The sequence below is a fragment of the Pseudomonas sp. PICF141 genome (assembly GCF_002286815.1).
In the GTDB taxonomy this organism is placed as follows: Bacteria; Pseudomonadota; Gammaproteobacteria; order Pseudomonadales; family Pseudomonadaceae; genus Aquipseudomonas.
Genome location: NZ_MUNM01000036.1, coordinates 40,722 through 63,927, shown reverse-complemented (window position 1 = coordinate 63,927; position 23,206 = coordinate 40,722). Strand labels below are relative to the sequence as shown.

Below are 23,206 nucleotides of genomic sequence, written 5' to 3'. Positions count from 1 at the left end.
GGGCCACAAACCCCACTTAGACGCCGGATAGATGAAAGCAAGCCAAACACGCATCAAAAACAGTATTGCAGAAAAGGGGGTAACCATAGATGTAGGAGCCAGGCTTGCCGGCGAAAGCGTCCTTAAGTGCGCTTTCGCCGGCAAGCCTGGCTCCTACGAAAAGCGGTTTGCTCGCTTAACTGACTGGCATTGGGCAAAGGAGGGCGGGTAGAAGGGCGGGCAGTCAGAGATCTGACTGCCCGGTTTGAGGCCTTGTTAGCTACAAGCTGAAGAACAGGCGGGGAGTGACTCGCAACAGTTAATAGATGTCCTTGGAAAACAGCGTAAAAGGTGTCTTGATCAGGATTTTGATATCAAGCCACAACGACCAGTTGTTGATGTAGTTGAGATCGATCTCCACGCGCTTTTGCATCTTGTCCAGGGTTTCGGTTTCGCCACGGCAGCCGCTGATCTGGGCGAGCCCGGTGATGCCCGGTTTGATTCGATGGCGGGCCATGTAAGCCTGGATTTTCCCGGTGTAGTAGTCGTTATGTGCGATCGCATGGGGCCGCGGCCCGACCAGCGCCATATGGCCTTGCAGTACGTTGAAGAACTGCGGCAGTTCATCGATGGAGGTGCGTCGTATGAAACGGCCAACCGGCGTAATGCGCGGGTCTTCACGGCCGGCCTGGCGCACCTGATGATCATCGTGCAGGCGCATGGAGCGGAACTTCCAGACCTTGATGATCTTGCCGTTCCAGCCATGACGCTCCTGTTTGAAGATGATCGGTCCCGGGGACGATATCTTCACCGCGGCGGCGATTATCAGAAGCAGCGGGCTGAAGGCGATCAGCGCCAGGGCGGCCAGGCTTCGATCCAGCATTGTTTTGCTCAGCGCCGCTGTCGGATAACTGGTCAGCGGGCTTTCATTGAGGTGAATGGCGGGCAGGCCATCCAGTTCGCTAACGGAATGATTGAGCAGCGTCATGCTGCCCAGGTCAGGAACCCAGACCACATCGACATTCGAGTCGAGAAGGTCGATATACAGCGCTTCGACCTGTTTGGCCTCGCTCAGGGGTAGCGCGATGTATAGCCGCCGTACGTCATGCACCCGAATCAGCTCACGCAGTTCCTGCAACTGACCGACGATTCTGTGGGCGTTGACGTTGGTCGACAGTTCGTTGGGTTTTGAACTGATCAGGCCGACCAGCGGCGGGTATTCGGTTTTAGCCAGTTTATCCGCCAGATTCACCGCCAATTGGTCGGTACCGATAATCAGGGTGTTGTTTTGGCTGTGCAATTGCCGATGGTAGTGCTTGGAAAAGCTGTGCAGAGGCAGGTACAGCAAGGCCTGCACGCAATAACCGGCCAAAGCCCATACCAGGATGATTTCCCGGGAGAACAATTCGCTGGTCTTGCTGAGAAAGCCGATGGTGGTCAGTCCGGTCAGCGTCAGCAGCCAGCCCAGCAGCAATCGACCCAGGCCGGTGAGGTAACCATGCTGCTTGTGGTAAACCAGCAATAAGGAGTAGGAGGGGACCGAACCCAGTAGAGTAAGCACCGCTAACACGCGGTAATGGGCCTCTATGTCTCCAGTTTGATAGAGTGCCAGAGCAAATAACAGCGCGTTGACCGAAGTGATGGCAATTATCCATTGCCCCCAGAAAGTCAGTCCTTTGGATATGCTGTTTCGATTAATACGATTATGTACCATCGCGGTGTCCCTCGGGCATGCGCCACGTTGTGTATCAGTCGACGGTTAATAAATGGCAGCCACGCGCAAAAGCTGAGCGAACGAGGTTCAGTCAGAAGTTATTTTTTATTATTAGACGAATAACATGGGATGGCTGGCCATTCTGGCTTTTTTTTCAAGTCAGCTGATACGGTTGTCTCAGTGTCCAGGTTTTATACTAGTACCTAATTCTTTGTGGGTGTCTGACGAATTATAACGGCCGCTCTTGAAGAGGCCTTGTTATAAAAGGTCGTGCTGTTTTGTTAGGATGATATCACTCAATCATCTATATAATTGCAGCATTCGATAAACATAAGCGAGGGTTTGAAACGGAGCCGCAGGCGTGAGGGTTTATGATGCAAGTCGGGATGTGCGGTGCCAGGAGGCAGGTCGCGGGAGGGGATGGATCAGGTGGAGCGGGGAGTCGCGTTTATTGTTATTGTTTTTTGCGAACTCTCGCTCAGTAAGCGACTCTTATCCTCTGGGCCAGGCAGTAGCCACGGTTTCTGACCGAGCGCACCAGTCGCTCGCCATTAGCCGCAGTCTTGAACTTTTTCTGTAGCCGACTCAAACACATTTCAAGTCCGCTGTATTGGTCCGGGTCTTTATCGATGCGCAGAATAAGATCATGTTTGCTGAGTACTCGTCGATCGCTGAGGATCAATTGAGTGAGCATTAACGATTCGGTCCCGGTCAATGAAATAGTGATGTCTTCTTTGAACAGTGTTCGATCGTCAGCATTAAACCACCAGATATCGGGATTGCCTTGGGACTCTTTAACCCGACTGACTGCCGAAATGAACTCTTCGTCAGCCACCGGCTTCTTGAGAAAACCATCAACACCAAAGTGCGAGAAGTGATGGAGTTCCGAAGATTCAGAGTTGGGCGTTATGAGGATGATTTCCGCATCTTTTTGATTTTTACGGATGAAACTGACGTCGCTTAACGAGATGTCCGCCTGGTCGAGCAGGATGTGCGTGAATCGACTCTTTCGGATGCGCTCGCTGCTGAGTTTGCCTGACTCGATTTCAAAAGATAAATACAGGCGTTGCGCGAGAAGCGATTCGATTGCTTGTCGGGCCAGTTGGTCCCGGGTGAAAATCAGAAAGCTGTTATTCGGGGTATTCACAATAAGGTTCCTTCCTAGTCGGGTGAAGTTTTCAACAACTTAAATAAGCTCAGTCGGCGAGTAGTACCTCCCCTGAAAAAAGTCGAAGGGCATGCTGCGAGCCAGTGTGTGCAGCGCTTTGTGCTCCACCCGGTCCGCCACGAATTTGATCTTGCTGTCATGGATCATGCCGCTCAGACAGTCGTAAGACCGGTTGAAAAAGTCCTGGCTGTTTTCGACCATGATGTCGAAATTAGATTTGGTCAGGTCCACTTTTATATAATCGAACAGCGTCAAGCTAATCAGCTTTTCAGTGCTGTCGTCGCTTAAGTCATAGCCGTCAAAGGCGATTTCGATCCCATTGTCTTTCAGTAAGTGAATGTGATTGATAATGGTTCTTTTTTCTTTCAGGTTGAACGACAGGAACGAACTGCTGTTAATGCTGGGGATTAGGTGTTGCTCATGCTTTTTGAGTATCGCTTGAGCATCGTTCATTTCCTTGATCAGCGTTTTATCCAATAAGGCAGATTGGTTCATGGTCACAAACAGTTTGTTTGGCACCGGTGCGGAATGGGAAGGCATGGCCTCAATCTGCGAGAGGGCATTCAATTGGATCCGTGTCAGGACTTCGTAATAAGTCGCCAGCGGATGGTCGGAATGGAGTTGTTGATACCCCTTGTTCAGCGGCGTCTCCTGTTTGGTCGCTTTGGCATAAATTTCGCTGCCGAACAGTTCATCGTTCCGTTTCAGAATCGATTGCCTGAAGAAGACCAATGCGAAGTTTTCATGCGCTATAGCTTGCCTGCTGGACTCCATTACCTAATCCTTTAAGAGTGAAAATTTGTTTGATTAACAGAGACGACTCCTCGAAGTAGTCGATAACCATAACCACGCACGCTGTGAATGATGTTAATGCCAAAGTGTTTTTTGATTTTGTTTCGAAGGCGGCTTATGGATTTTTCCAAAACACGTGAGTCGTAGAGTTTTATATTTAAACCCATGGACTCTGCCATGCAATCATGGTGCAGGATATTACCTTCTGCATTGATCAGCGCATCCAGGGCTTTCATTTCCTGATAGGCCAGATCCAGTTTGTACTCATTGTTGTATAAGTGCAGGCATGTTTGATCCAGGGTCAACTTTACACTTGGCTGCCATTCGGGAGTTTCTATCAGCTCTGAGAGTAGTCTGGCTTTTTCATCCTGATCGTTAGGGACATTGATACAATGATTAGCGCCGGCCAGGTAGCATTCAATTTTAGCGTGCGGAGAGCGATAGTTGATTGCGACGATAATGGCCAGTTCCGTCGGGTTCGTACGTAATTTCTTGATCAGCGCCAGGCAATCATTAAATATGGAGGGGCTTTCGATATCTATCAATACAGTATCGAGTTTTTGCGTTTCGATATCCAGGCTTGTCGGGCTTGGATGATCTAATGTATAAACATGTTTGAGATCAGGTACAAATAGTTGGCGAAGTTTCTCGGTTGAGCGCCAAGTGCGCCCAATAGCGAGAATACCCCTCTGGCTATTATCGGTTTTGCTCTCAGTACTCATCATGCAAATTACTCATATGTGCTGGCGTTGCAATCTTAATACACAAAATACTGACGTTATCTGACTTTTTATAACATTTTCCGTCTTGAACACACGTCGCTCCATGCCCTGTAGTTTTAGCTGATTCAATGACATAGGCAAATGCCGAGGGCTTAAGCCCATGGTGTTTGTGATCGAACGTTAGTTGGTGACTCCTTCCAGTCGGACTAGGGTTTTTTAGGTTGACTTTTCTACGGGCGATACCGGCGCAATGGCCAATTGCCCACTTGGCTGCAGAATGAAGCACAACTGCGAAGTCTTGCGTTTGAACTGTGCGGATGTCCGCGTTTGAAAATTGTAGTTGATTTATAAGGATATTCCACGGTGTTTCAAGCTGATGTAGTGCACAATCGGAAGGTGATCAACAAGCGACCGCCTCATTTTAGGGCGATTGACTCTATTAGTTGAGCCATTTTGGATTATATTCGTAATATTTTGCTCGGGGGGATAATTTGTCAACGTGTAGTTTATGCTGTTTGGCGATTGAAAAAATCCAAAACTTGATATTAAAGCGCCATTAAATTTTTATGTACTAACCGGGGGAGGAGCCCGGTTACGGACTCTTTTCGCAAACTAACCCTCCCGCATCGAATCGAACGACCCGCATGGCGGGAGCCATCCAGAATGCGTCGCTCTTGAATGCCGGCGGGTTTGACTTCAGATAGCAAAGCCCTGAGCGCGTTGGCAGCAAGCGGCCGCCGAGGGCATGGTTGCATCCTTTTATAGAGCGTCTGGATCGCGGTTACGCCACGCAATTGAGGGGAATGGTTTGCCGGTGGGCAGGAATGATCCGGTGGGCAGATTCACAGCTACATGTGCCGCGATTCCGATATTCCGATTCTAACGACAGCCTGGTCGCGGCGGGCGGTATGCGCAGCTGTTCAACGAGCAGGCTCGTGGTTATCGCTGTGCCAGCCCGCGCATTTTAATGTGGCGAGGGGGCTTCACGGCATCTGCGGCAACTCTTGCGCCCGCAAATCAAACACCAGCACCTCGGCATCCACGCCATTGCTCAATGTCAGCATGTGCTCCTCACGAACCCGCACACCATCGCCTTCCTGCAACTGGACGCCGTTCAACTCGACACTGCCACGCGCCACATGCACATAGGCGTAGCGATTGGCGGCCAGCTGCAGCGTGGCGCTTTCCTTGCCGTCGATCAGGCCGGCGTACACGCGCGCATCCTGGCGAACTTTCAGCGAACCGTTGGCGCCATCAGGCGAGATGATCAGTTGCAAGCGCCCGCGTTTTTTCTGCGTGCTGAAGTGTTCTTGCTGATAACGCGGTTTGGCGCCGCTGACCTCTGGCACGATCCAGATTTGCAGAAAGTGCACCGGTCTGCTCGGCGAATGGTTGAATTCGCTGTGAGCCACGCCGCTGCCAGCGCTCATCAACTGCACATCACCGGGGCGGATCACCGAACCGGTGCCCAAAGTGTCTTTGTGTTCCAGGGCACCTTCGAGCACATAGGAAAAAATCTCCATGTCACGGTGAGGGTGCTGGCCAAAGCCTTTGCCGGCTGCCACGCGGTCGTCGTTGATCACCAGCAGGTCGGAAAAACCCTGCTCCCGCGGGTTGCGGTAGTTGGCGAAGGAGAAAGTGTGGAACGATTTCAACCAACCGTGATTGGCCGCGCCACGATCCGAAGCTTTACGAAGGGTCAGCATGATGAAATCTCCTGTCAGGACGTGAATTCGTCCGAGTGAGGAGAAGGTTAATGTTTACTGTTTGGTGCAATAAGTAGATGAAAATTGAAATACTGTCTCTTTAGAGTTGACAATTTTTGGTGCCGGTTCACGTATTCTAGTGGTTACATTTGGCCCTGATGCTCAGCGCAGCTGACGCTAACCTTCTTCTTTGATATCAGTGATGTTCAATCCATGAAAACCGTGGCAATGGTGCTGTTCCCCGACTTTCTTCTGCTCGACATGGCCGGTCCGATGGAGGTGTTTTCCATCGCCAATCGTTATCTGCAACCGGCGGACCGTTACGAGCTGTCAACCATCGGCACCGAGCCGGGTGCGCTGCGAGCCTCCAACGGCGTTAACGTCCACGCTGATTTGCCTATCGATCAGGCGAACGAGCGCTATGACTTGTTGCTGGTGCCGGGCGGTCCGGGGGCCTACAACGAAAAACATCCACCGTTGCTAGGCTGGCTTCAGGGCGCTGTTACCCGGTCGAACCGTTATGGGTCGATCTGCACCGGCGCATTCGTGCTCGGGCATGCCGGGCTGCTGGACGGTTATCGCGTGACCACTCACTGGCATTACACCGAACGCCTGATCAAAGGCTTCCCCAAGGCCACTGTCGAGACCGATCAGATTTACGTGCAGGACCGCAATCTCATCACCTCTGGCGGAGTCACTGCAGGCATCGACCTGGCGCTGGCGGTGGTTGCCGAAGACCATGGCAAAAAGGTTGCCCAGGACGTCGCCAAGGTATTGTTGGTCGTCATGAAACGCCAGGGCGGGCAGGCGCAGTTCAGCCCGTTGATGGCGGCAGTGGCACCCCATGAAACGCCGATCACCCGGGTGCAGAACCACGTGCTCGAACACCTCGATGAAGCGTTCAGCATCGAACGCATGGCCAGTCTGGTGAACATGAGTGCGCGGCACTTCGCCCGGGTTTTCGCCCGGGAAGTGAACATGACGCCCATGGAGTTTTTGCAAAGTGCGCGCATCGATTGCGCCCGAAACCTGCTGGAAACCACTGACCTGCCGCTCAAGACCGTGGCCTATAAAAGTGGCTTCGGCAGCGTGCGGCATATGCGTTTTCTGTTCAGTGACAAGCTCGGCCTGACCCCCACTCAATACCGCGAACAGTTCAGTTAGGAAGCGTTGGCCGCCATGCGCACTGTGATGGTCGTGACGCTCCTTGCGTGGTCGTTGTACCGACATCCATGCCTGCCAGGATACCCGTGAACTCATTGCCAGGAAGGTGCGGGCACACCATTAAAAATTAATAACTTTTAATTCGTCGTGCGTCCGGTCAACGCTCAATAATCCATCTCTTCAAGTTCAAGGCACCTGTCGGCTGATTCCGGTCGAGGAAGTGAGCACCGGGAACGTCGCAAAAATCCATGCATGAGGAGGCATCACAATGAGTACCTTTACCACCCGAGACGGCACCGAGATTTACTACAAGGACTGGGGCACCGGTCAGCCGATCGTCTTCAGCCACGGCTGGCCATTGAACGCCGACAGCTGGGAGTCGCAGATGATCTTCCTGGCTTCCAAAGGCTACCGGGTCATTGCCCATGATCGCCGTGGTCACGGTCGTTCGAGCCAGCCATGGTTCGGCAATGAAATGGACACTTACGCTGATGACCTGGCGCAGCTGATCGAGCATCTGGACCTGCAAGATGCCGTGCTGTTCGGCTTCTCCACCGGCGGTGGCGAAGTGGCGCGCTACATCGGTCGCCACGGCACGGGGCGCGTGGCCAAGGCCGGGCTGATTTCCGCGGTGCCGCCGTTGATGCTCAAGACCGAAGCCAACCCTGGCGGCTTGCCGCTGGAAGTGTTCGACGGTATTCGTCAGGCGTCCCTGGCCGACCGTTCGCAGCTGTACAAGGATCTGGCCAGCGGTCCGTTCTTTGGCTTCAACCGCCCGGGTGCCAAGCCGTCCCAAGGCATGATCGACTGGTTCTGGCTGCAGGGCATGATGTCCGGCCACAAGAACGCGTATGACTGCATCAAGGCGTTCTCCGAAACCGACTTCACCGAAGACCTGAACAAATTCGACGTGCCGACCTTGGTGGTGCATGGCGACGACGACCAGGTCGTACCGATCGAAGCCGCCGGCATCGCTGCGGCGAAACTGGTCAAGGGCTCCACATTGAAAATCTACCCGGGAGCCCCCCACGGCCTGACCGATACTCATAAGGATCAACTCAACGAAGATCTGCTGACGTTCATCAAGGGCTGATCAAGATCCAAAGATCGCAGCCTTCGGCAGCGCCTACGCGGTGATGTGAACGCCCGGAGCTGCCGGAGGCTGCGATCTTTAGCCAGTACGTTCGTTCTGAAAAAAGGTTTGCGCAGAGGGCGTCATTGTTGGTCGCACAGGCTTTGGCTTGCGAGTTAAACGTTGTTAATTTCTCGATGGGCATGGCTGTCTCGAGCACAGTCGGCCACACTCGTTAACCCCGTGCCGGGCTGAAAACACAATGGGATTGTGCTTATGAACCGTAACGATCTGCGCCGCGTCGACATGAACCTGCTGGTGATTTTCGAGGCATTGATGTTCGAAAAAAACCTGACACGCGTCGCCGAGAAGCTGTTCATGGGCCAACCGGCGGTGAGTGCTGCGCTGGGGCGGCTGCGTGATTTGTTCGACGATCCGTTGTTGCTGCGCAATGGTCGCGGCATGGAACCGACGGCGCGGGCACTGGCGATTCTCAAGGAATTGCAACCGGCGATGGACACCATTTCGGGGGCGGTCAGCCGCGCCAAGGAATTCGATCCGGCGAACAGTTGCGACGTGTTCCGCATCGGGCTGTCGGACGATGCCGAGTTCGGACTGTTTCCGCCGTTGTTGCGCAAACTGCAAGAAGAAGCGCCGGGGATCGTGGTTGTGGTGCGTCGCGCCAACTACCTGCTGATGCCGGCGTTGCTCGCCTCTGGCGAGATTTCGGTGGGGGTGAGTTACACCACCGACCTGCCGGCCAATGCCAAGCGCAAACGCCTGCGCGACATTCCCTGCAAAGTGCTGCGCGGTGACGATCATCCAGGGCCGCTGACCCTCGACGAATATTGCGCACGGCCGCACGCGATGGTGTCGTTCTCCGGTGACCTGAGCGGCAACATCGATGTGGATCTGGCCAAAGTCGGGCGCTCTCGCCGGGTGGTGCTGGGTGTGCCGCAATTCAGCGGTTTGCGCGCGTTGCTCGCTGGCACCGAGATGATCGCTACTGTCCCCGATTACGCAGCCTGCGCGTTGGTTGAGGGATGCGCTTTGCGCGCCGAAGATCCGCCGTTCCCCATCGATGCGGCGCAGTTGTCGATGGCGTGGAGCGGGGTGCATGACAACGACCCTGCCGAGAAATGGCTGCGTTCGCGGATCAGTCAGTTCATGTCGGTGGCGCTGGATATTCCGGTGGTTTAAGGCTGCGAATACAGGTTTTCAAAACTCCTCAAACATTGTGGGAGCGGGCTTGCCCGCGATGACGTCGGCACATCTGCATTGGTGTCGACTGGCAGACCGCTATCGCGGGCAAGCCCGCTCCCACAAGAATCTGTGTCTGTCTGACAGATTTGTTGAATAGTGTTGAAGATGATTTCCGGGAAGCTACAGATCCTTGCGCCGTTGCCTACGACTGCGCCAGAATCCGCCGGCTTGTGCGCTTTGGGCCTGGTCTTTATCGTTTCCGCATCGCTGCCAATCAGCGATCGGGTTTAGCGACTCGGACTATTCAAAGTGCATCAGTGCTCCAGACTTCATTGCCGACTTTTGACGTCTGCAATTGCGTTATGGTGGCTGTATGCGGGAGACCTTCGGGTCTACCGGGTGCCTTTGACCGGTTCGCTAACCTGCATACAGTCGCCACCCTTATTTGTTTAGCGACAGGTGCTGGTGGTGCTATTTTCCAAAGGAGATTCACCATGTTCAAAGCCACACCTAACCCGCCAGAAATCGACGACGTTTCCCCCTACGACCCCCTCGATCCCAAAAAACTCAACGAAGCCGCCGAGCGTGCTCTCGATCACTACTTCAAACCGTCCGACCCCGACGGCGCCAATCAGCCCCCGCGCAAACCGAGCACGATTTACACCGTCGCCCTGGGCATCGACATCGAAGAGCTGCTGGTCAATGCCTGTGAATCCTTTGCCTCGGCCAAGGTGATCGCCAGTGACTGTGCCGGGTTTCTGGAGGGGTCGCAGCGCAATACGATACTGGGCGTCGCGCAGCTCATCATGCTGGGTGAACTGGCTGTGAGCCGGGCGCTGGATAGTCTGGAATTGAAGGCTGATTCATCCCGGTAACGAAACAAACTTGTGGCGAGGGGGCTTGCCCCCGTCCGGCTGCGCAGCAGTCGTAAAACCTGAGCATGCGGTTTGCCAGACAGACGGTGATTGCAGGTTTTGGTGCCGCTTCGCAGCCCAACGGGGGCAAGCCCCCTCGCCACAGTGAGTTGTGTTGTCTTTGTGTACGGCGTTCCCCGTATAAAGAGAGCACGTACATTCAATTTTTTCTTACCCCGTCACTGCACTATTCAGGGCAATGATTGAACAAGGGTAGGGCCATGAACGCTTCCCAACGGAATGAACGGGCGCAAGATTTCGGGCTGCTGTTTCTGCGTGTCAGCGGCGGGCTGTTTCTGTTGTGTGTGCACGGCTTGCCGAAACTGCTCGATTACAGCGCCGAACTGCAGCGCATCGAAGACCCGTTCCACCTCGGCGCTCACCTCACGCTAATCCTGGCGATCTTCGCCGAAGTGCTGTGCCCATTGCTGATCGTCGCTGGCGTATTTGTGCGTCTGGCGTGCCTGCCTGTTTTGTTTGTGCTGCTGGTGGCGATGCTGATCGTGCATCCGCAATGGAGCGTGGCCGAAGGGCAGTTCGGCTGGCTGCTGTTGATTCTGTTCACCAGCATTTTCATCGCCGGGCCCGGACGGCTGGCGCTCAATATTCGTTTCGCCGGAGCCCTCCGTTATGCCTGATTCCAATCGTATCGATGAGATCGTGACGCTGATCGTCAAACATCGGGTCAAGGCCGGTTTTGAAGCAGCCTATGAAGCCTGGTTGCGCAACATCGTCAGTGTGGCCGGGCAACGCGAAGGGCACTTGGGCGTGGATGTGATTCGCGGCAAGAGCGGTGGCCTCGACCTGTTCACCTGCGTGCTGCGGTTTTGCTCCACTGACGCGATGCAGCGCTGGCTCGACTCGCCACAACGCCAGGCCCTGGTCGACGAAGCTGCGCCGATGCTGGCCGACGGCGACCAGACCGAGGTCAACCCGGTCAATGAATTCTGGTTCGCACCGCTGGCTGAGGCCGGTTCGCCACCGCCGCGCTGGAAGCAGGCCGTGGTGACGTTGCTGGTGATCCTGCCGCACACCTTGCTGGTGCCGCTGCTCTGGGGACCGCTGTTGCAGCTCAATGCCTTCCTGTCCAACTACGTGGTCGCCACTTTTCTGATCACCCTGACCATTGTGCTGTCGGTGGTGTACGTCTTTATGCCGCTGGCCACGCGCCTGTTCGCGCCGTGGCTGGAAGCCGGCCAGTCCCATTCCACACAGCCTTAAGGAAACGCGATGAACGCCGATCTGATTCTGTTCAATGGTCAGTTCCATACCGTCGACCGTGAAAAGCCCCTCGCCAGCGCCGTGGCGATCCGCGACGGCCGCTTTGTTGCGGTCGGTACCGATGCCGATGCCATGGCCCTGCGCGGTTCGGGCACACAGGTCATCGACCTCAAGGGCCGTTGCGTCATCCCCGGCCTCAACGACTCGCACTTGCACCTGATTCGCGGTGGTTTGAACTACAACCTCGAACTGCGCTGGGAAGGTGTGCCGTCCCTGGCCGATGCCTTGCGCATGCTCAAGGATCAGGCCGACCGCACGCCCACGCCGCAGTGGGTGCGGGTGGTGGGTGGCTGGAACGAATTTCAGTTTGCCGAAAAACGTATGCCGACCCTGGAAGAACTCAACCAGGCCGCACCCGATACGCCGGTGTTCGTGCTGCATTTGTACGATCGCGCCTTGCTCAACCGCGCCGCATTGCGCGTCGCCGGTTACACCCGCAACACGCCGAACCCACCGGGCGGCGAGATTGTGCGCGATGCCAACGGTGAGCCGACCGGCATGCTGGTGGCCCGCCCCAACGCGATGATTTTGTACTCGACGCTGGCCAAGGGGCCGAAGTTGCCGCTGGAGTATCAGGTCAACTCGACCCGCCAGTTCATGCGTGAACTCAATCGCCTGGGCCTGACCAGCGCCATCGATGCCGGCGGTGGTTTCCAGAATTACCCGGACGACTACGCGGTGATCGAGCAGTTGGCCAAGGACCAGCAACTGACCGTGCGCATCGCCTACAACCTGTTCACCCAGAAGCCCAAGGAAGAACTGACCGACTTCAAGAACTGGACCGGCAGCGTCAAGTTGCATCAGGGCGACGACTTCCTGCGGCACAACGGCGCCGGGGAAATGCTGGTGTTCTCGGCGGCGGATTTCGAAGACTTCCTCGAGCCGCGTCCAGACTTGCCGGCAACCATGGAAGACGAGCTGGAACCGGTGGTTCGCCACCTCGTCGAGCAGCGCTGGCCGTTCCGTTTGCATGCGACCTACAACGAATCCATCAGCCGCATGCTCGACGTGTTCGAGAAGGTCAACCGCGACATTCCCTTCAACGGTTTGCCGTGGTTCTTCGATCACGCCGAAACCATCACCCCACAGAACATCGAGCGGGTGAGGGCGTTGGGCGGTGGCATCGCGATCCAGGATCGCATGGCGTTCCAGGGCGAGTATTTCGCCGAGCGTTACGGCGCCAAGGCCGCCGAAAACACACCGCCAATCAAGCGCATGCTGGCTGAAGGTGTACCGGTGGGCGCCGGCACCGATGCGACTCGAGTGTCCAGCTACAACCCTTGGACTTCGCTGTACTGGATGGTCAGCGGTCGCACCGTCGGCGGGCTGGCCTTGCACAGCGAAGGCCTGCCCCGGCAGACCGCGCTGGAACTGTTCACCCATGGCAGTGCCTGGTTTTCCTCCGAACAAGGCAAGAAAGGCCAGATCAAGGTCGGGCAACTGGCCGACGTCGCCGCCCTGAGCGCGGACTTTTTCAGTGTCGAGGAAGAAGCCATCAAGTGGATCGAATCGGTATTGACCGTGGTTGGCGGCAAAGTGGTGTACGCCGCTGGCGAGTTCGAAAAACTCGGGCCTCCCAGCGTGCCAGTGCTGCCGGACTGGTCGCCGGTGGTCAAGGTGCCTGGTCACTGGCGTCCGGCTTCACCGATGCAGGCGCAGGTTCACCAGTGCAGCGGGCCGTGCGCGGTGCATTCCCACAGCCATGAACGGGCGCGCTTGTCGAATGCGCCCGTCAGCGATTTCCAGGGGTTCTGGGGCGCGTTTGGCTGCTCGTGCTTTGCCTTCTAGTGATTAAAAAATGCGCCGACCTGGTGGGTCGGCGCCCTTGAGATAAGTCCATCCCGCGAGGAGTTTCACATGAGCAACGTTCCTTACAAACGTCTGAACAAAGATGATGCAGTGGTATTGCTGGTTGATCACCAGACCGGCCTGATCTCATTGGTGCAGGATTTCTCGCCCAACGAATTCAAGAACAACGTGCTGGCCCTGGGCGACATCGCCAAGTTCTTTGATCTGCCGACCATCCTCACCACCAGTTTCGACAGCGGCCCGAACGGCCCGATCGTGCCGGAACTCAAAGAGCAGTTCCCGGACGCTCCGTTCATTGCACGCCCGGGCCAGATCAATGCCTGGGACAACGAAGATTTCGTCAAAGCCGTAAAGGCCACCGGCCGCAAGCAACTGATCATTGCCGGTGTTGTAACTGACGTGTGTGTGGCGTTCCCGACGCTGTCGGCACTGGCTGAAGGTTTTGAAGTGTTCGTGGTAACCGACGCTTCCGGCACCTTCAACACCACGGTGCAACAAGCGGCGTGGGCTCGCATGTCGGCTGCCGGTGCGCAACTGCTGAACTGGTTCTCCGTGGCCTGCGAGCTGCAGGGCGACTGGCGCAACGACATGGAAGGCCTGGCCAACCTGTTGTCCCAGCGTATTCCGAACTACCGCAATCTGATCAACAGCTACACGACGTTCACCGCGAAGTAAGAGGTATGGCGGCCGGTATCGGCCGGCCGCTTGAAAAGATCGCAGGCTTCGCCAGCTCCTACGGGAATTGAGTACAGGCAGGTGTACCCAATCATGTAGGAGCTGGCGAAGCCTGCGATCTTTTGATTTTTGGATTGGAAGAGCCGGAAACGAAAAAAACGGCTATAAAGCGTTTGGCTGTCAACCAGAGCGCGACAATGAACCCGTTCGAAGATATGCGTATGTTTTGCCAGGTCATGGACTCTGGCAGCTTTACTGCGGCAGCCGATCAATTAGGGTTGTCCAAGCAACTCGTCAGTCGCCGCCTGATGCAACTGGAAGAGCGCCTCGGCGTGCGCCTGCTCAACCGTTCGACCCGGCGATTGGACGTCACGCCGCTGGGACAGAGTTATTACGAATCAGCCCTGCGCCTGCTCAGCGAAGTGGAGCAAGTGGAGCAGGGCATCGCCGGCCAGACCACCGAGCCTCGTGGCACGATTCGCTTGAGCGCACCGTTGTCGTTTGCCGTGGCGCATCTGGGCTGTCTGTTGCCGGAGTTTTTGCAACGTTATCGCGAGGTCACCGTGGAGGTCGACCTGAGTGATCGGCCGGTGGACTTGCTCGGCGAGGGTTACGATTTGGCATTGCGCATCGGCGTGCTGGAAGACTCGACATTGATCGCCCGACGCCTCGCCGCCATCGAGCGAGTGTATTGCGCCAGCCCGGTGTATCTGGCCGCGCGTGGCACGCCGCTCAAACCTGAGGATTTGCACACCCATGATTGCCTGCCTTACGGCCACAGTCGTCAGGTGCAATGGCGTTTCGAGGGGCGTGGCAAGCCGCAGAACATCAACGTCACCGGGCGGATGCGGGTCAATAATGGTGAGTTGCTCAAGGACGCGGCCATCGCCGGCATGGGCATCACGTACCTGCCGACCTTCATCGTCGGTTCGGCCCTGGAGGACGGCAGGCTTGTGTCGGTGCTGGATGATTTTCGCCCCGAGCCGCTGACTCTGTCGGCGGTCTACCCGCAGCATCGCCAGAGGTCACGACCGGTGCAGGCGCTGATCGAGTTCTTGCGTGAGCGCTTGAATCAAGGCGAAGAGGGTTCGCGCTACCGGTGATTACAAGATCACAACAAAGCTCGAATGGTGGTTTTGCTGACGCTGATCCAGACTCGTGCCGGCCAATCGAAGGCCCGAATTCTGGAGCGTGCAATGGAAATGCCGACAAAAGAAAAAGCCATCGCCAGTAATCGCGATGCCTGGAATGACTCCGCCCCACACCACAAAGACACCCCTGAGTGGCAGGCCTGTTTGAGTGCCGTGAGCCATGGCGACTTTTCCTGTCTGGATGACACCCTCACCGGGTTGCTTCAACAGGTCGGCGTCGACGGCAAGGATGTGGTGCAGCTCGGCTGCAACAACGGACGCGAAAGTCTTTCGCTGTTTGCGCTGGGAGCCCGCCGTGTCGTGGGCATTGACCAGTCGGAGGCCTTTCTCGATCAGGCCCGGGAGCTGGCATCCCGTTCGCCCCATGCGCCCGAATTCATCGAGGCGGACATCCATCATCTGCCGACTGATCTTCACCAGCGTTTCGATGTAGCGCTGATTACCATCGGCGTATTGAACTGGATGCCGGACATCGCCGACTTCTTGCGCCATGCCGCGCAAACCCTCAAGCCCGGCGGTGCTCTGGTGGTGTATGAAACCCACCCGTTCCTGGAAATGTTCGACCCCGAGTCAGGCGATCCCGATCGCCCGGACAGCTCGTATTTTCGCAGCGAACCTTTCGTCCAGAACCAGCCGATCGTTTACGAAGGCAAAGTCGAACAGCCCGCATCAGCGTCTTACTGGTTCGTCCACACCCTGGGCGCCATCTTCACTGGTGCCATTGAGGCGGGGTTGCAGATCAGCCACTTCAAGGAATACCCGCACTCCAACCGCGAAGAACTCTACGATCGATATCAGCAGCAAAAGGCCCAGTTGCCGTTGTGTTACACGTTGATGGCGGTGAAGCGCTGAGTGTCGGCTTTGAGAAATGGGTTTTGCCGGGTGAAACCCTTTGATCAATCGCCACACCCTGTGGCGAGGAAGCAAGCTGTCCTCGTGAAGCCACACACCACCGTTCGTCAGAATTAGTCGCTGACCTGTAAGTTCTGACAGTGGCGCCAGTTGCCGCTCCAGTGTTTGATAAGCCAATGCCCCGGTAGCTAGCTGATCACACATAGAGAATGCCAACGATCTACCGCCCCCCGCCGGTTTTCGCTCCTGATAAGAGCAACAAGCGCCACGAGGTCATCTCCATGAAAAAGCTCACAAATGCCACCGGCGCTCCGGTGGTCAATAACCTCAATATCCAGACCGCCGGTCCTCGCGGGCCGGCGGTCTTGCAAGACATTTGGTTATTGGAAAAACTTGCCCACTTCGACCGCGAACTCATTCCCGAGCGACGCATGCACGCCAAGGGCGCGGGCGCCTATGGCACCTTCACCGTCACCCACGACATCAGCCGCTACACCAAGGCCAATATGTTCAACACCGTGGGCAAGGAAACGCCGCTGTTCGTGCGTTTTTCCTCGGTAGCAGGAGAGCGCGGCGCGGCGGATGCCGAGCGCGATATCCGTGGTTTCGCCGTGAAGTTCTACACCGACGAAGGCAACTGGGACATTGTCGGCAATAACACACCGGTGTTTTTCTTTCGCGACCCGCTGCGTTTCGCTGACCTCAACCACGTGGTCAAACGCGACCCGCGCACCGGTCTGCGCAACGCCACCAGCAACTGGGACTTCTGGACCCTGCTGCCCGAAGCGCTGCACCAGGTGACCATCGTGATGAGCGATCGCGGGATTCCCACCAGCTTCCGTCACATGCACGGTTTCGGTAGCCACACCTTCAGCCTGATCAACAGTGACAACAAAAGGGTGTGGGTGAAGTTTCATTTCGTCTGCCAGCAAGGCATCGAAAACCTCTCGGATGCCGAGGCTGAAGCGGTGGTCGGAAAGGACCGCGAAAGCAACCTGCGAGATCTGTACGAAGTCATCGAGCAGGGCAACTTCCCGCGCTGGAAACTGCACATTCAGGTGATGGAGGAACAGCAGGCGATTGACTATCGGCACAACCCGTTCGACTTGACCAAGGTCTGGCCCCACGGCGAGTTTCCGCTGATTGAAGTGGGCATCATGGAACTCAATCGCAACGCCGAGAACCACTTCGCTGAAATCGAACAAGCGGCGTTTTCGCCGGCCAACGTGGTGCCGGGTGTGAGCTTTTCTCCGGACCGCATGCTTCAGGCGCGGCTGTTTTCCTATGGCGATGCGCAGCGCTATCGATTGGGGGTGAACTTCAATCACATTCCGGTCAACGCACCGCGCAACCCGGCGCACAGCTATCACCGCGACGGCGCCATGCGCACCGACGGCAATCTCGGTGGTACCGCCAGTTACTTCCCCAACAGCGTCGATGAGTGGCAGGACTCGCCGGAGCTAGCCGACCCGCCGCTGCCAGTGGAAGGTTTTGTCCAGCACTATGACCATCGATTGGAAAATGATCATTACGAGCAGCCGGGTAACCTGTTCCGTCTGCTGGACCCGGTGCGCAAACAACTGCTGTTCGACAACACCGCACGATCAATGAAAGGCGTGCCCCAGGCGATTCGTCAGCGCCATATCGAAAACTGCACCAAGGCTGATCCAGCGTACGGATTTGGAGTGGCCGAGGCATTGGAACGTCTCGTTCCGTTGGGCTGACACACACTGAAGTGAGGTTAGCCCCTCGAGCTTTAGCAGATCGCCGAACCCAATCACGTCAATTATTTGGGCTAATGCCCAGGACCTGACGTTGATAGATACGTCGATGCCAGTAACGGCTTGGCACGCACAGGGAATGAAATGATGAATAGTCAGACTGCTGAACTAGTCACCGATGACTTACCGCCCCCCCGCATTCGCGAAAACCCGACCTCCGACCTCCTGAATCCTGTGGCGCTCAGGCATAGCTGCACGATCATCATCGAATACGCTATTGAACCCGGGGACAGCGTTCGCATAACCTGGGCGGGTGCCGAGGGGGCTGGCTCATATACCTCGGATCCCTTCTCGGTTGGAGTGCTGCGGCCATTGGCGGTCGGGATAGGCGGGGTGCCGCTGGTAATTTTTAATCAGGGAAAAACGGTGAAACTGAGCTACACCGTCGTTCGAGGCGAGTCGGCGCCGGTGACTTCTAAGCCACTGATTCTGTACGTGTTGCCTGTCATGCAAAGTGATTTGCCCAGACCGTTTATCACGCAGGCATCCGACTTGGGCGATGGTTCAGTTCTTGATGTCAATGCCCTGACTGAATTCACCTTGCGGATCAATGCCTGGCCTTTGCTCACTGAGGGCCAGTACTTCTGGTTGCGGCTCAGAGGAACCAACGCCGACGATAGTGCGTTCGATGAGTTGTACTGGAGTGCGCCGGGCAACCTTGTCGACCAGGAATTTAGCAAGGGCTTCTATGCGCGAAACTACTCCGCCAACCTGCTGACAGGTCTCAAGGATCGTAGCCTGCTGACCCTGGAGTTCATGGCCGGCCTGGAAGGGAGCCAGGATGTGGCTATTGCCCAGCGGTTTGCTCATCGAAACTACATTGTCAGAACAGGTACGCCGGTAACGCCGCCAGCACCCGTGATCGATTCAGTGAGAGATTCTGGCAATCAGCAGATTCCCGACGCTGGAAACACCGCTCACTCTACGGTAACGGTAACCGGCACCGCGATGGCGGGTGAAGAAGTGGAGCTCTTTGATGGGGCAACCTCCAAAGGCAAAGTCAGGGCCGATTTCGGCCGTTGGGAGCTTACGGTGGCAGAACTGGCCATTGGGCCCCATGTCTTCACGGCCGTAGCGTTGTATGGCGGGAGTGAGGTGTCCAACACCTGGACGATCGAGGTAACGTCGCAACTTCCATTGCCGCCGACCATCAAAGAGGCTCCCGACAACACTAACCTGGACCCGGCCGCTGCCATAAACCAACTGACCGCCGTTTTGGACTACGACATGGAACCCGGGGATTTGGTCAGAGTGATGTGGGTTGGCACTCCGGGCGCCGGGACGCGAACCACCGCTCCCGTCCTGGCTGGCAACATCAGGCCCCGGGAAATCCGGCTGCCCACCTCGCTTGTGGACGCCAACTTGGGCCGAACGGTGACGGTGACATTCAGCTTCACCCGCGGGACTGCGCCTGCGCAGGTATCATTGCCGCTGATACTGAATGTGCTGGGAACTCCTGCCGTTGAGTAAAAATGGTTGACCATTGGGGGCCGGTGTTTTTCCCTCCGAACAGTATTGATCCACAGTCACGTCAATTGAAAAGCGGCCAGAATAGAGGCCGCTTTATTTGCCTGGCAAAATCCTGATGGCAACGAAGATCTGATGTGGGACCCGGGCTTGCCCGCGATGACGGCGATACTGTCTTCAGTCAAGCAACAACAATCGCTCCCATCCACCCATCCACCCATCACGCCTGCGCCGCAGTCGCCGTCGATTGCGCCGGTTTGCGCAGTTCAGTCAGCCGCGAGCCGCTGTAGCAGGTTTCGCGGAAGAAGCGAAAGCGGCCGAACAGGTCGTAGACGTGGGTGATGCGTCCCTGTTCCTGGTAGTCCATGCGCAGGTGCATTTTCATGGCCTGGATGTTGCGGGCATCGCAGACGTCCATGACCTTTTCGCAACCTTGAGCCCGCATCGCACCCCAGATGTTGTACTGGGCGTCCACCGACAGGCTGGAGCCGAAGTAGAGAGGGATCATTTCGCCGCCGAACTGGAAAAACTCCCCGGGTTTGACCCTGAACCAGCAACCGTAATAGTGCTGGTCAAAGTAGTCACTGAGGCTGCCCCAGATGAATCCGACGGCATCACCTTGCTCATCCACATACATGTGCCCGGTGTGACCTTCGGAGGCGATCTGTGCCATGGCCTTGACGCGGTTACCGTAATACTTGGTGAAAGCCGTGGCGTTCTCCTGAGTAATGGTCACCAGACGCAAGCCGGTATAGGGCCGCAGTTTGTTTGGCGCCACCGGTGTGACCAGATCGCGCCCCAGCCACAACAGCTCTCGGTGCAAATACACATAGCGCTTCCACAACGTCTGGAGCGTATGAAGCAGGCCTTTTTGTTTGATTCGTTCGCAAAGTTTGGCGATGGCGCTCATGAAGTCCTCCGAGGCTGAAGCCAGGGTTGGTTGGGGGAACGTTTTGTTCAACGGCGATCAATCAAGGTTGCAACGTTCGTAGGTCGATCGAGTACGGCGGTTCCTCTTCGAACGTCCTGGGTACTGCGGCATAGGACACCCTCGGGATTCCTGGAAGACGCAGCTCCAGGATGTGAGCCAGAGACTCTCCGGGGTTTAAATAGATATCGCCAAAGTCAGCGCCGATAGAGGTCGGGTGAACGACGATTTCCAGCAGTCCGTCGGTGGGCATCGTCACGTTGCGCAGGTCTACCGGCGTGCATACGTATTCGGCGGTCGCTCCGGCCAGGCGGCTCAATCGATGGTTGAGCAATGTCTTGAATACCCGCTTGGGCACGCTGAGGTTATTTCCCAGATGACGCGCCAGTCGCACGGGCACCCCTTGATAGGCGGCGAAGCGCGCGACGATTTCGCCGATGGGCCAGATGTTATGGACGTGCTGATGGGAATCGATGTGGCTGGGGCGCAGGCCGTTGTCCAGGCAGCGTTGCCATTGGGCCTGGAGTTCTTCCAGCACCGCTTCGCGATCATGGCGGTTGAGCCAGAGGCTATGGCGGGGCAGGTTGAGATTGAACATGCCCTGGCCGTCACAGAACGTCGCGCGCGTGAGAATCGAGGGGCTCAACGGCCGGCCATAGGTGAGGTTGAAGTGCAAGCCGATTCGCCCCTGGAGCAACGGTTGCCGGGCCAGAACGCAGGCCTCCTCGAACGCCGGCATATTGGCCATGGCGGTGGCGGAACTGATGACCCCAGCCTGGAAGGCGCCGAGGATCACCGCGTTTTCGCTCGGGCTGAGGCCGAAATCGTCAGCGTTGACTATGACTTGGCGAGGCATGTTTGCCCTCCCGGTTTTTTTCGGTGGTCGCAGAGGCTTTGTCGACACTGGCGGGTGTCGAAGGGGACGCAGGAGCAACTGATGCCCGCCAGGCCTGCCACTTTTTCAACCACGGCTTGAATTGATGCCAGAGTCGCATGGTCAGCCCCAAGGCGAGGCCGCTGGGGCGCCAGGAATAGAAACTCCAGCGCCAGTGCTCCAGTTGCCCGGTCATGCGCTCCTGAAGTTGATGGCTGGAGTTCTTCAGGCTGACTCGCGATGCGTCGATCCAGTGCCAGTTATCGTCCAGACCCCAGCGAATCCACTCTTCGAGCAGCACACGACCGCTGCCCAGATCAGCGTATTTGGGCAGGAACGCCAGGTTGTAATCGTACAGCCGGCCCTGTTCCAGCAACCCGAGCCGGTAGCTGATGCAACGTCCGTCGAGCTCCAGCAGCACCACCCGCAGCAGTCCCTGCCTGGCGAGGGCGGTGAAGGCCAGGTCGATCCATTGTCGGCTACGGTTGCTGGTGAAAATCCCCACGCCCTGGATGCCTTTCCAGCTCTGCGCTTCGACTTCGCCCAGGGCTTGCAGTAAAGGCCCGATGGTGGCCGCGTCAGGGATGACGCGTCGGACATGAGCGCCATAGGCCAGAATGCGTTTACGTGCCCGGCGCAGTTTGTAGCGCGGGTCGCCGGAGACTTCCTGGCGGTCGGTGTCGCTGATCAAATGCACCGGCACCCGGCAACTGATGCGACGCTCGCCGGTCGAGCTGTGGGCCATCCATGCGGTCAGCGTGCTTTCTTCGCCAATGGGTTCGGACAATTCGTTGAGTTGCAGCATCGCATGGGGCAAGTGACGGCGGATGATCACCAGCGCCTTGCGCATGCTGTCGGCATCCAGGCAGGTGAGCAGGGCCAGCCGATCCGTGAGGGGATAACCGAGGTGATGCAAGACCCGAAATGGCAGCCTTCCAAAGCGCTCCACGGACGCGACCAGCGGCACGCACAAGGCCAATTCATCACCTTGCCAGCCCAGCAGAATATGCAAGCGTTCGCCGGCGGTCAGTGCCTGCTCGGATGCGCCCAGCCAGGCGAGCGTGTTGAACGGCGTATGGTCTGTCACGCGCCTGCGCAACGCCTCATAAGCAGCGGCCGGAAAGTCCGGGGCGCACAGTGAGGTGCGCCATTCGAATCGAACCATCATATTTTCACGCCATTGACTCAGGAACAGGTGAACGGGACGGTTTGCGCAGCGCATCCAGGCGTGAGTCGCTGTAACGGGTCTCATGGAAGAAACGCCAGCGACCGAATAATCGATAGACGTGCTGGATGCGTCCTTGCTCGTGATAGCCCATGCGAATGTGCAGTTTCAGCGCCGGTACATTGCGCGCATCGCAGACATCCACGACGGTGTGGCAGCCCTGGGCCTGCATGGCTTTCCAGAGTCGCAGTTGCAGGTCCACCGAGAGCGTGGTGCCCCAATAGGCGCGGGCCAGTTCGCCGCCGAACTCGAAGAATTCGCCTTGCTTTACCGGGAACGTGCAGCCGTAGAAATGCCGGTCGTGGTAATCCCGGGTGCTGCCCCAAATGAAGGCCACTGCGTCGCCTTTGCCATCCAGATACATGTGCCCGGTGTAACCCTCGGTGGCCAGTTCTTCCATGATGGTGACCCGGTCGCCAAAGTGACGGGCGAAGGCTGCGGTGTTGTGCACGGTAATGGTCTGCAACCGTAACGGTGAGTAAGGCTTGAGCTGATGGGGCGGTACCGGGCTGACGAGGTCACGCTTCATCCACAGAAGCTCCCAGTGAACGAACAGGTAGCGCCTCCAAAGGAGCCGGACCGTTGCACGCAGGCCTTTTCGTTTGATGTGTTGGCGAAGTTTTTCCAAGGCATTCATATCATTGCCTCCTGACAGAGACCGGTCGCCGCTGGCGTGGTGAAACGCGCGGTCGAGAGCGGCACGGTCGTGGTGATGCAAGTGGGCGGTGT

21 protein-coding genes are annotated in these 23,206 nt (G+C 56.9%); 12 read left to right on the top strand and 9 right to left on the bottom strand.

All coding sequences use genetic code 11. From position 1 onward, the window contains the following. Positions 1-298: 298 nt before the first annotated feature. From BZL43_RS07980 to BZL43_RS07960, 5 genes are all read right to left on the bottom strand, one after another. Complete coding sequence (locus tag BZL43_RS07980; RefSeq protein ID WP_095631798.1) at positions 299-1,693, bottom strand: undecaprenyl-phosphate glucose phosphotransferase; 1,395 nt, start codon at positions 1,691-1,693, stop codon at positions 299-301. A 478-nt stretch (positions 1,694-2,171) separates the two neighbouring features. After that, the gene (locus BZL43_RS07975; protein WP_095631797.1) at positions 2,172-2,840 is read right to left on the bottom strand and encodes a winged helix-turn-helix domain-containing protein; all 669 of its coding nucleotides are present in this window, start codon (positions 2,838-2,840) and stop codon (positions 2,172-2,174) included. A 39-nt stretch (positions 2,841-2,879) separates the two neighbouring features. Then, positions 2,880-3,635, bottom strand: a complete 756-nt coding sequence (locus BZL43_RS07970) for an EAL domain-containing protein (protein WP_095631796.1) — start codon at positions 3,633-3,635, stop codon at positions 2,880-2,882. Positions 3,636-3,646: 11 nt separating this feature from the next. After that, a complete protein-coding gene (locus BZL43_RS07965; RefSeq protein WP_095631795.1) occupies positions 3,647-4,378 on the bottom strand; it encodes a winged helix-turn-helix domain-containing protein in 732 nt (243 codons plus the stop codon). Positions 4,379-5,358: 980 nt separating this feature from the next. Further along, positions 5,359-6,081, bottom strand: coding sequence for a pirin family protein (locus tag BZL43_RS07960; RefSeq protein WP_095631794.1), 723 nt, complete (start codon positions 6,079-6,081; stop codon positions 5,359-5,361). Positions 6,082-6,294: 213 nt separating this feature from the next. Between BZL43_RS07960 and BZL43_RS07955 the strand changes: the two genes are divergently transcribed. The 12 genes from BZL43_RS07955 to BZL43_RS07895 all read left to right on the top strand — a co-directional run bounded on the left by BZL43_RS07955 (position 6,295) and on the right by BZL43_RS07895 (position 19,453). Next, positions 6,295-7,245: a GlxA family transcriptional regulator gene (locus BZL43_RS07955; RefSeq protein ID WP_095631793.1), complete on the top strand. Its 951-nt coding sequence runs from the start codon at positions 6,295-6,297 to the stop codon at positions 7,243-7,245. 268 nt (positions 7,246-7,513) lie between these two features. Next, on the top strand, positions 7,514-8,338 hold the full coding sequence (locus tag BZL43_RS07950; protein ID WP_095631792.1) for an alpha/beta fold hydrolase: 825 nt from the start codon (positions 7,514-7,516) through the stop codon (positions 8,336-8,338). Positions 8,339-8,593: 255 nt separating this feature from the next. Next, a complete protein-coding gene (locus BZL43_RS07945; RefSeq protein WP_095631791.1) occupies positions 8,594-9,517 on the top strand; it encodes a LysR family transcriptional regulator in 924 nt (307 codons plus the stop codon). A 497-nt stretch (positions 9,518-10,014) separates the two neighbouring features. Beyond that, entirely contained in the window at positions 10,015-10,395 is a 381-nt protein-coding gene (locus BZL43_RS07940; RefSeq protein WP_095631790.1) for a DUF6124 family protein, read from the top strand. A 260-nt stretch (positions 10,396-10,655) separates the two neighbouring features. Then, on the top strand, positions 10,656-11,072 hold the full coding sequence (locus BZL43_RS07930) for a DoxX family protein (RefSeq protein WP_095631789.1): 417 nt from the start codon (positions 10,656-10,658) through the stop codon (positions 11,070-11,072). Then, a complete protein-coding gene (locus BZL43_RS07925) occupies positions 11,065-11,655 on the top strand; it encodes an antibiotic biosynthesis monooxygenase (protein WP_095631788.1) in 591 nt (196 codons plus the stop codon). Before BZL43_RS07930 ends, BZL43_RS07925 begins: the two co-directional genes overlap by 8 nt. A gap of 9 nt (positions 11,656-11,664) precedes the next feature. Continuing rightward, positions 11,665-13,503 (top strand): amidohydrolase, encoded by a 1,839-nt coding sequence (locus BZL43_RS07920; RefSeq protein ID WP_095631787.1) that lies wholly within the window; start codon positions 11,665-11,667, stop codon positions 13,501-13,503. 69 nt (positions 13,504-13,572) lie between these two features. After that, positions 13,573-14,199, top strand: a complete 627-nt coding sequence (gene ycaC, locus BZL43_RS07915; protein ID WP_095631786.1) for an isochorismate family cysteine hydrolase YcaC — start codon at positions 13,573-13,575, stop codon at positions 14,197-14,199. A gap of 197 nt (positions 14,200-14,396) precedes the next feature. After that, complete coding sequence (locus tag BZL43_RS07910) at positions 14,397-15,302, top strand: LysR family transcriptional regulator (RefSeq protein WP_095631785.1); 906 nt, start codon at positions 14,397-14,399, stop codon at positions 15,300-15,302. Between the two features lie 93 nt (positions 15,303-15,395). Beyond that, entirely contained in the window at positions 15,396-16,202 is an 807-nt protein-coding gene (locus tag BZL43_RS07905) for a class I SAM-dependent methyltransferase (protein ID WP_095631805.1), read from the top strand. A 281-nt stretch (positions 16,203-16,483) separates the two neighbouring features. Further along, a complete protein-coding gene (locus BZL43_RS07900; RefSeq protein ID WP_095631784.1) occupies positions 16,484-17,926 on the top strand; it encodes a catalase in 1,443 nt (480 codons plus the stop codon). A 144-nt stretch (positions 17,927-18,070) separates the two neighbouring features. Further along, complete coding sequence (locus BZL43_RS07895) at positions 18,071-19,453, top strand: hypothetical protein (protein WP_095631783.1); 1,383 nt, start codon at positions 18,071-18,073, stop codon at positions 19,451-19,453. A gap of 217 nt (positions 19,454-19,670) precedes the next feature. On the opposite strand, the gene BZL43_RS07890 is transcribed toward BZL43_RS07895, so the two are convergent. The 4 genes from BZL43_RS07890 to BZL43_RS07875 all read right to left on the bottom strand — a co-directional run bounded on the left by BZL43_RS07890 (position 19,671) and on the right by BZL43_RS07875 (position 23,114). Further along, positions 19,671-20,360 (bottom strand): N-acetyltransferase, encoded by a 690-nt coding sequence (locus BZL43_RS07890; protein ID WP_095631782.1) that lies wholly within the window; start codon positions 20,358-20,360, stop codon positions 19,671-19,673. Between the two features lie 61 nt (positions 20,361-20,421). Beyond that, complete coding sequence (locus tag BZL43_RS07885; protein WP_095631803.1) at positions 20,422-21,234, bottom strand: ChbG/HpnK family deacetylase; 813 nt, start codon at positions 21,232-21,234, stop codon at positions 20,422-20,424. Next, positions 21,206-22,420: a GNAT family N-acetyltransferase gene (locus tag BZL43_RS07880; protein ID WP_095631781.1), complete on the bottom strand. Its 1,215-nt coding sequence runs from the start codon at positions 22,418-22,420 to the stop codon at positions 21,206-21,208. Before BZL43_RS07880 ends, BZL43_RS07885 begins: the two co-directional genes overlap by 29 nt. 4 nt (positions 22,421-22,424) lie before the next feature. Further along, positions 22,425-23,114, bottom strand: a complete 690-nt coding sequence (locus tag BZL43_RS07875) for a GNAT family N-acetyltransferase (protein ID WP_095631804.1) — start codon at positions 23,112-23,114, stop codon at positions 22,425-22,427. Positions 23,115-23,206: the final 92 nt, after the last annotated feature.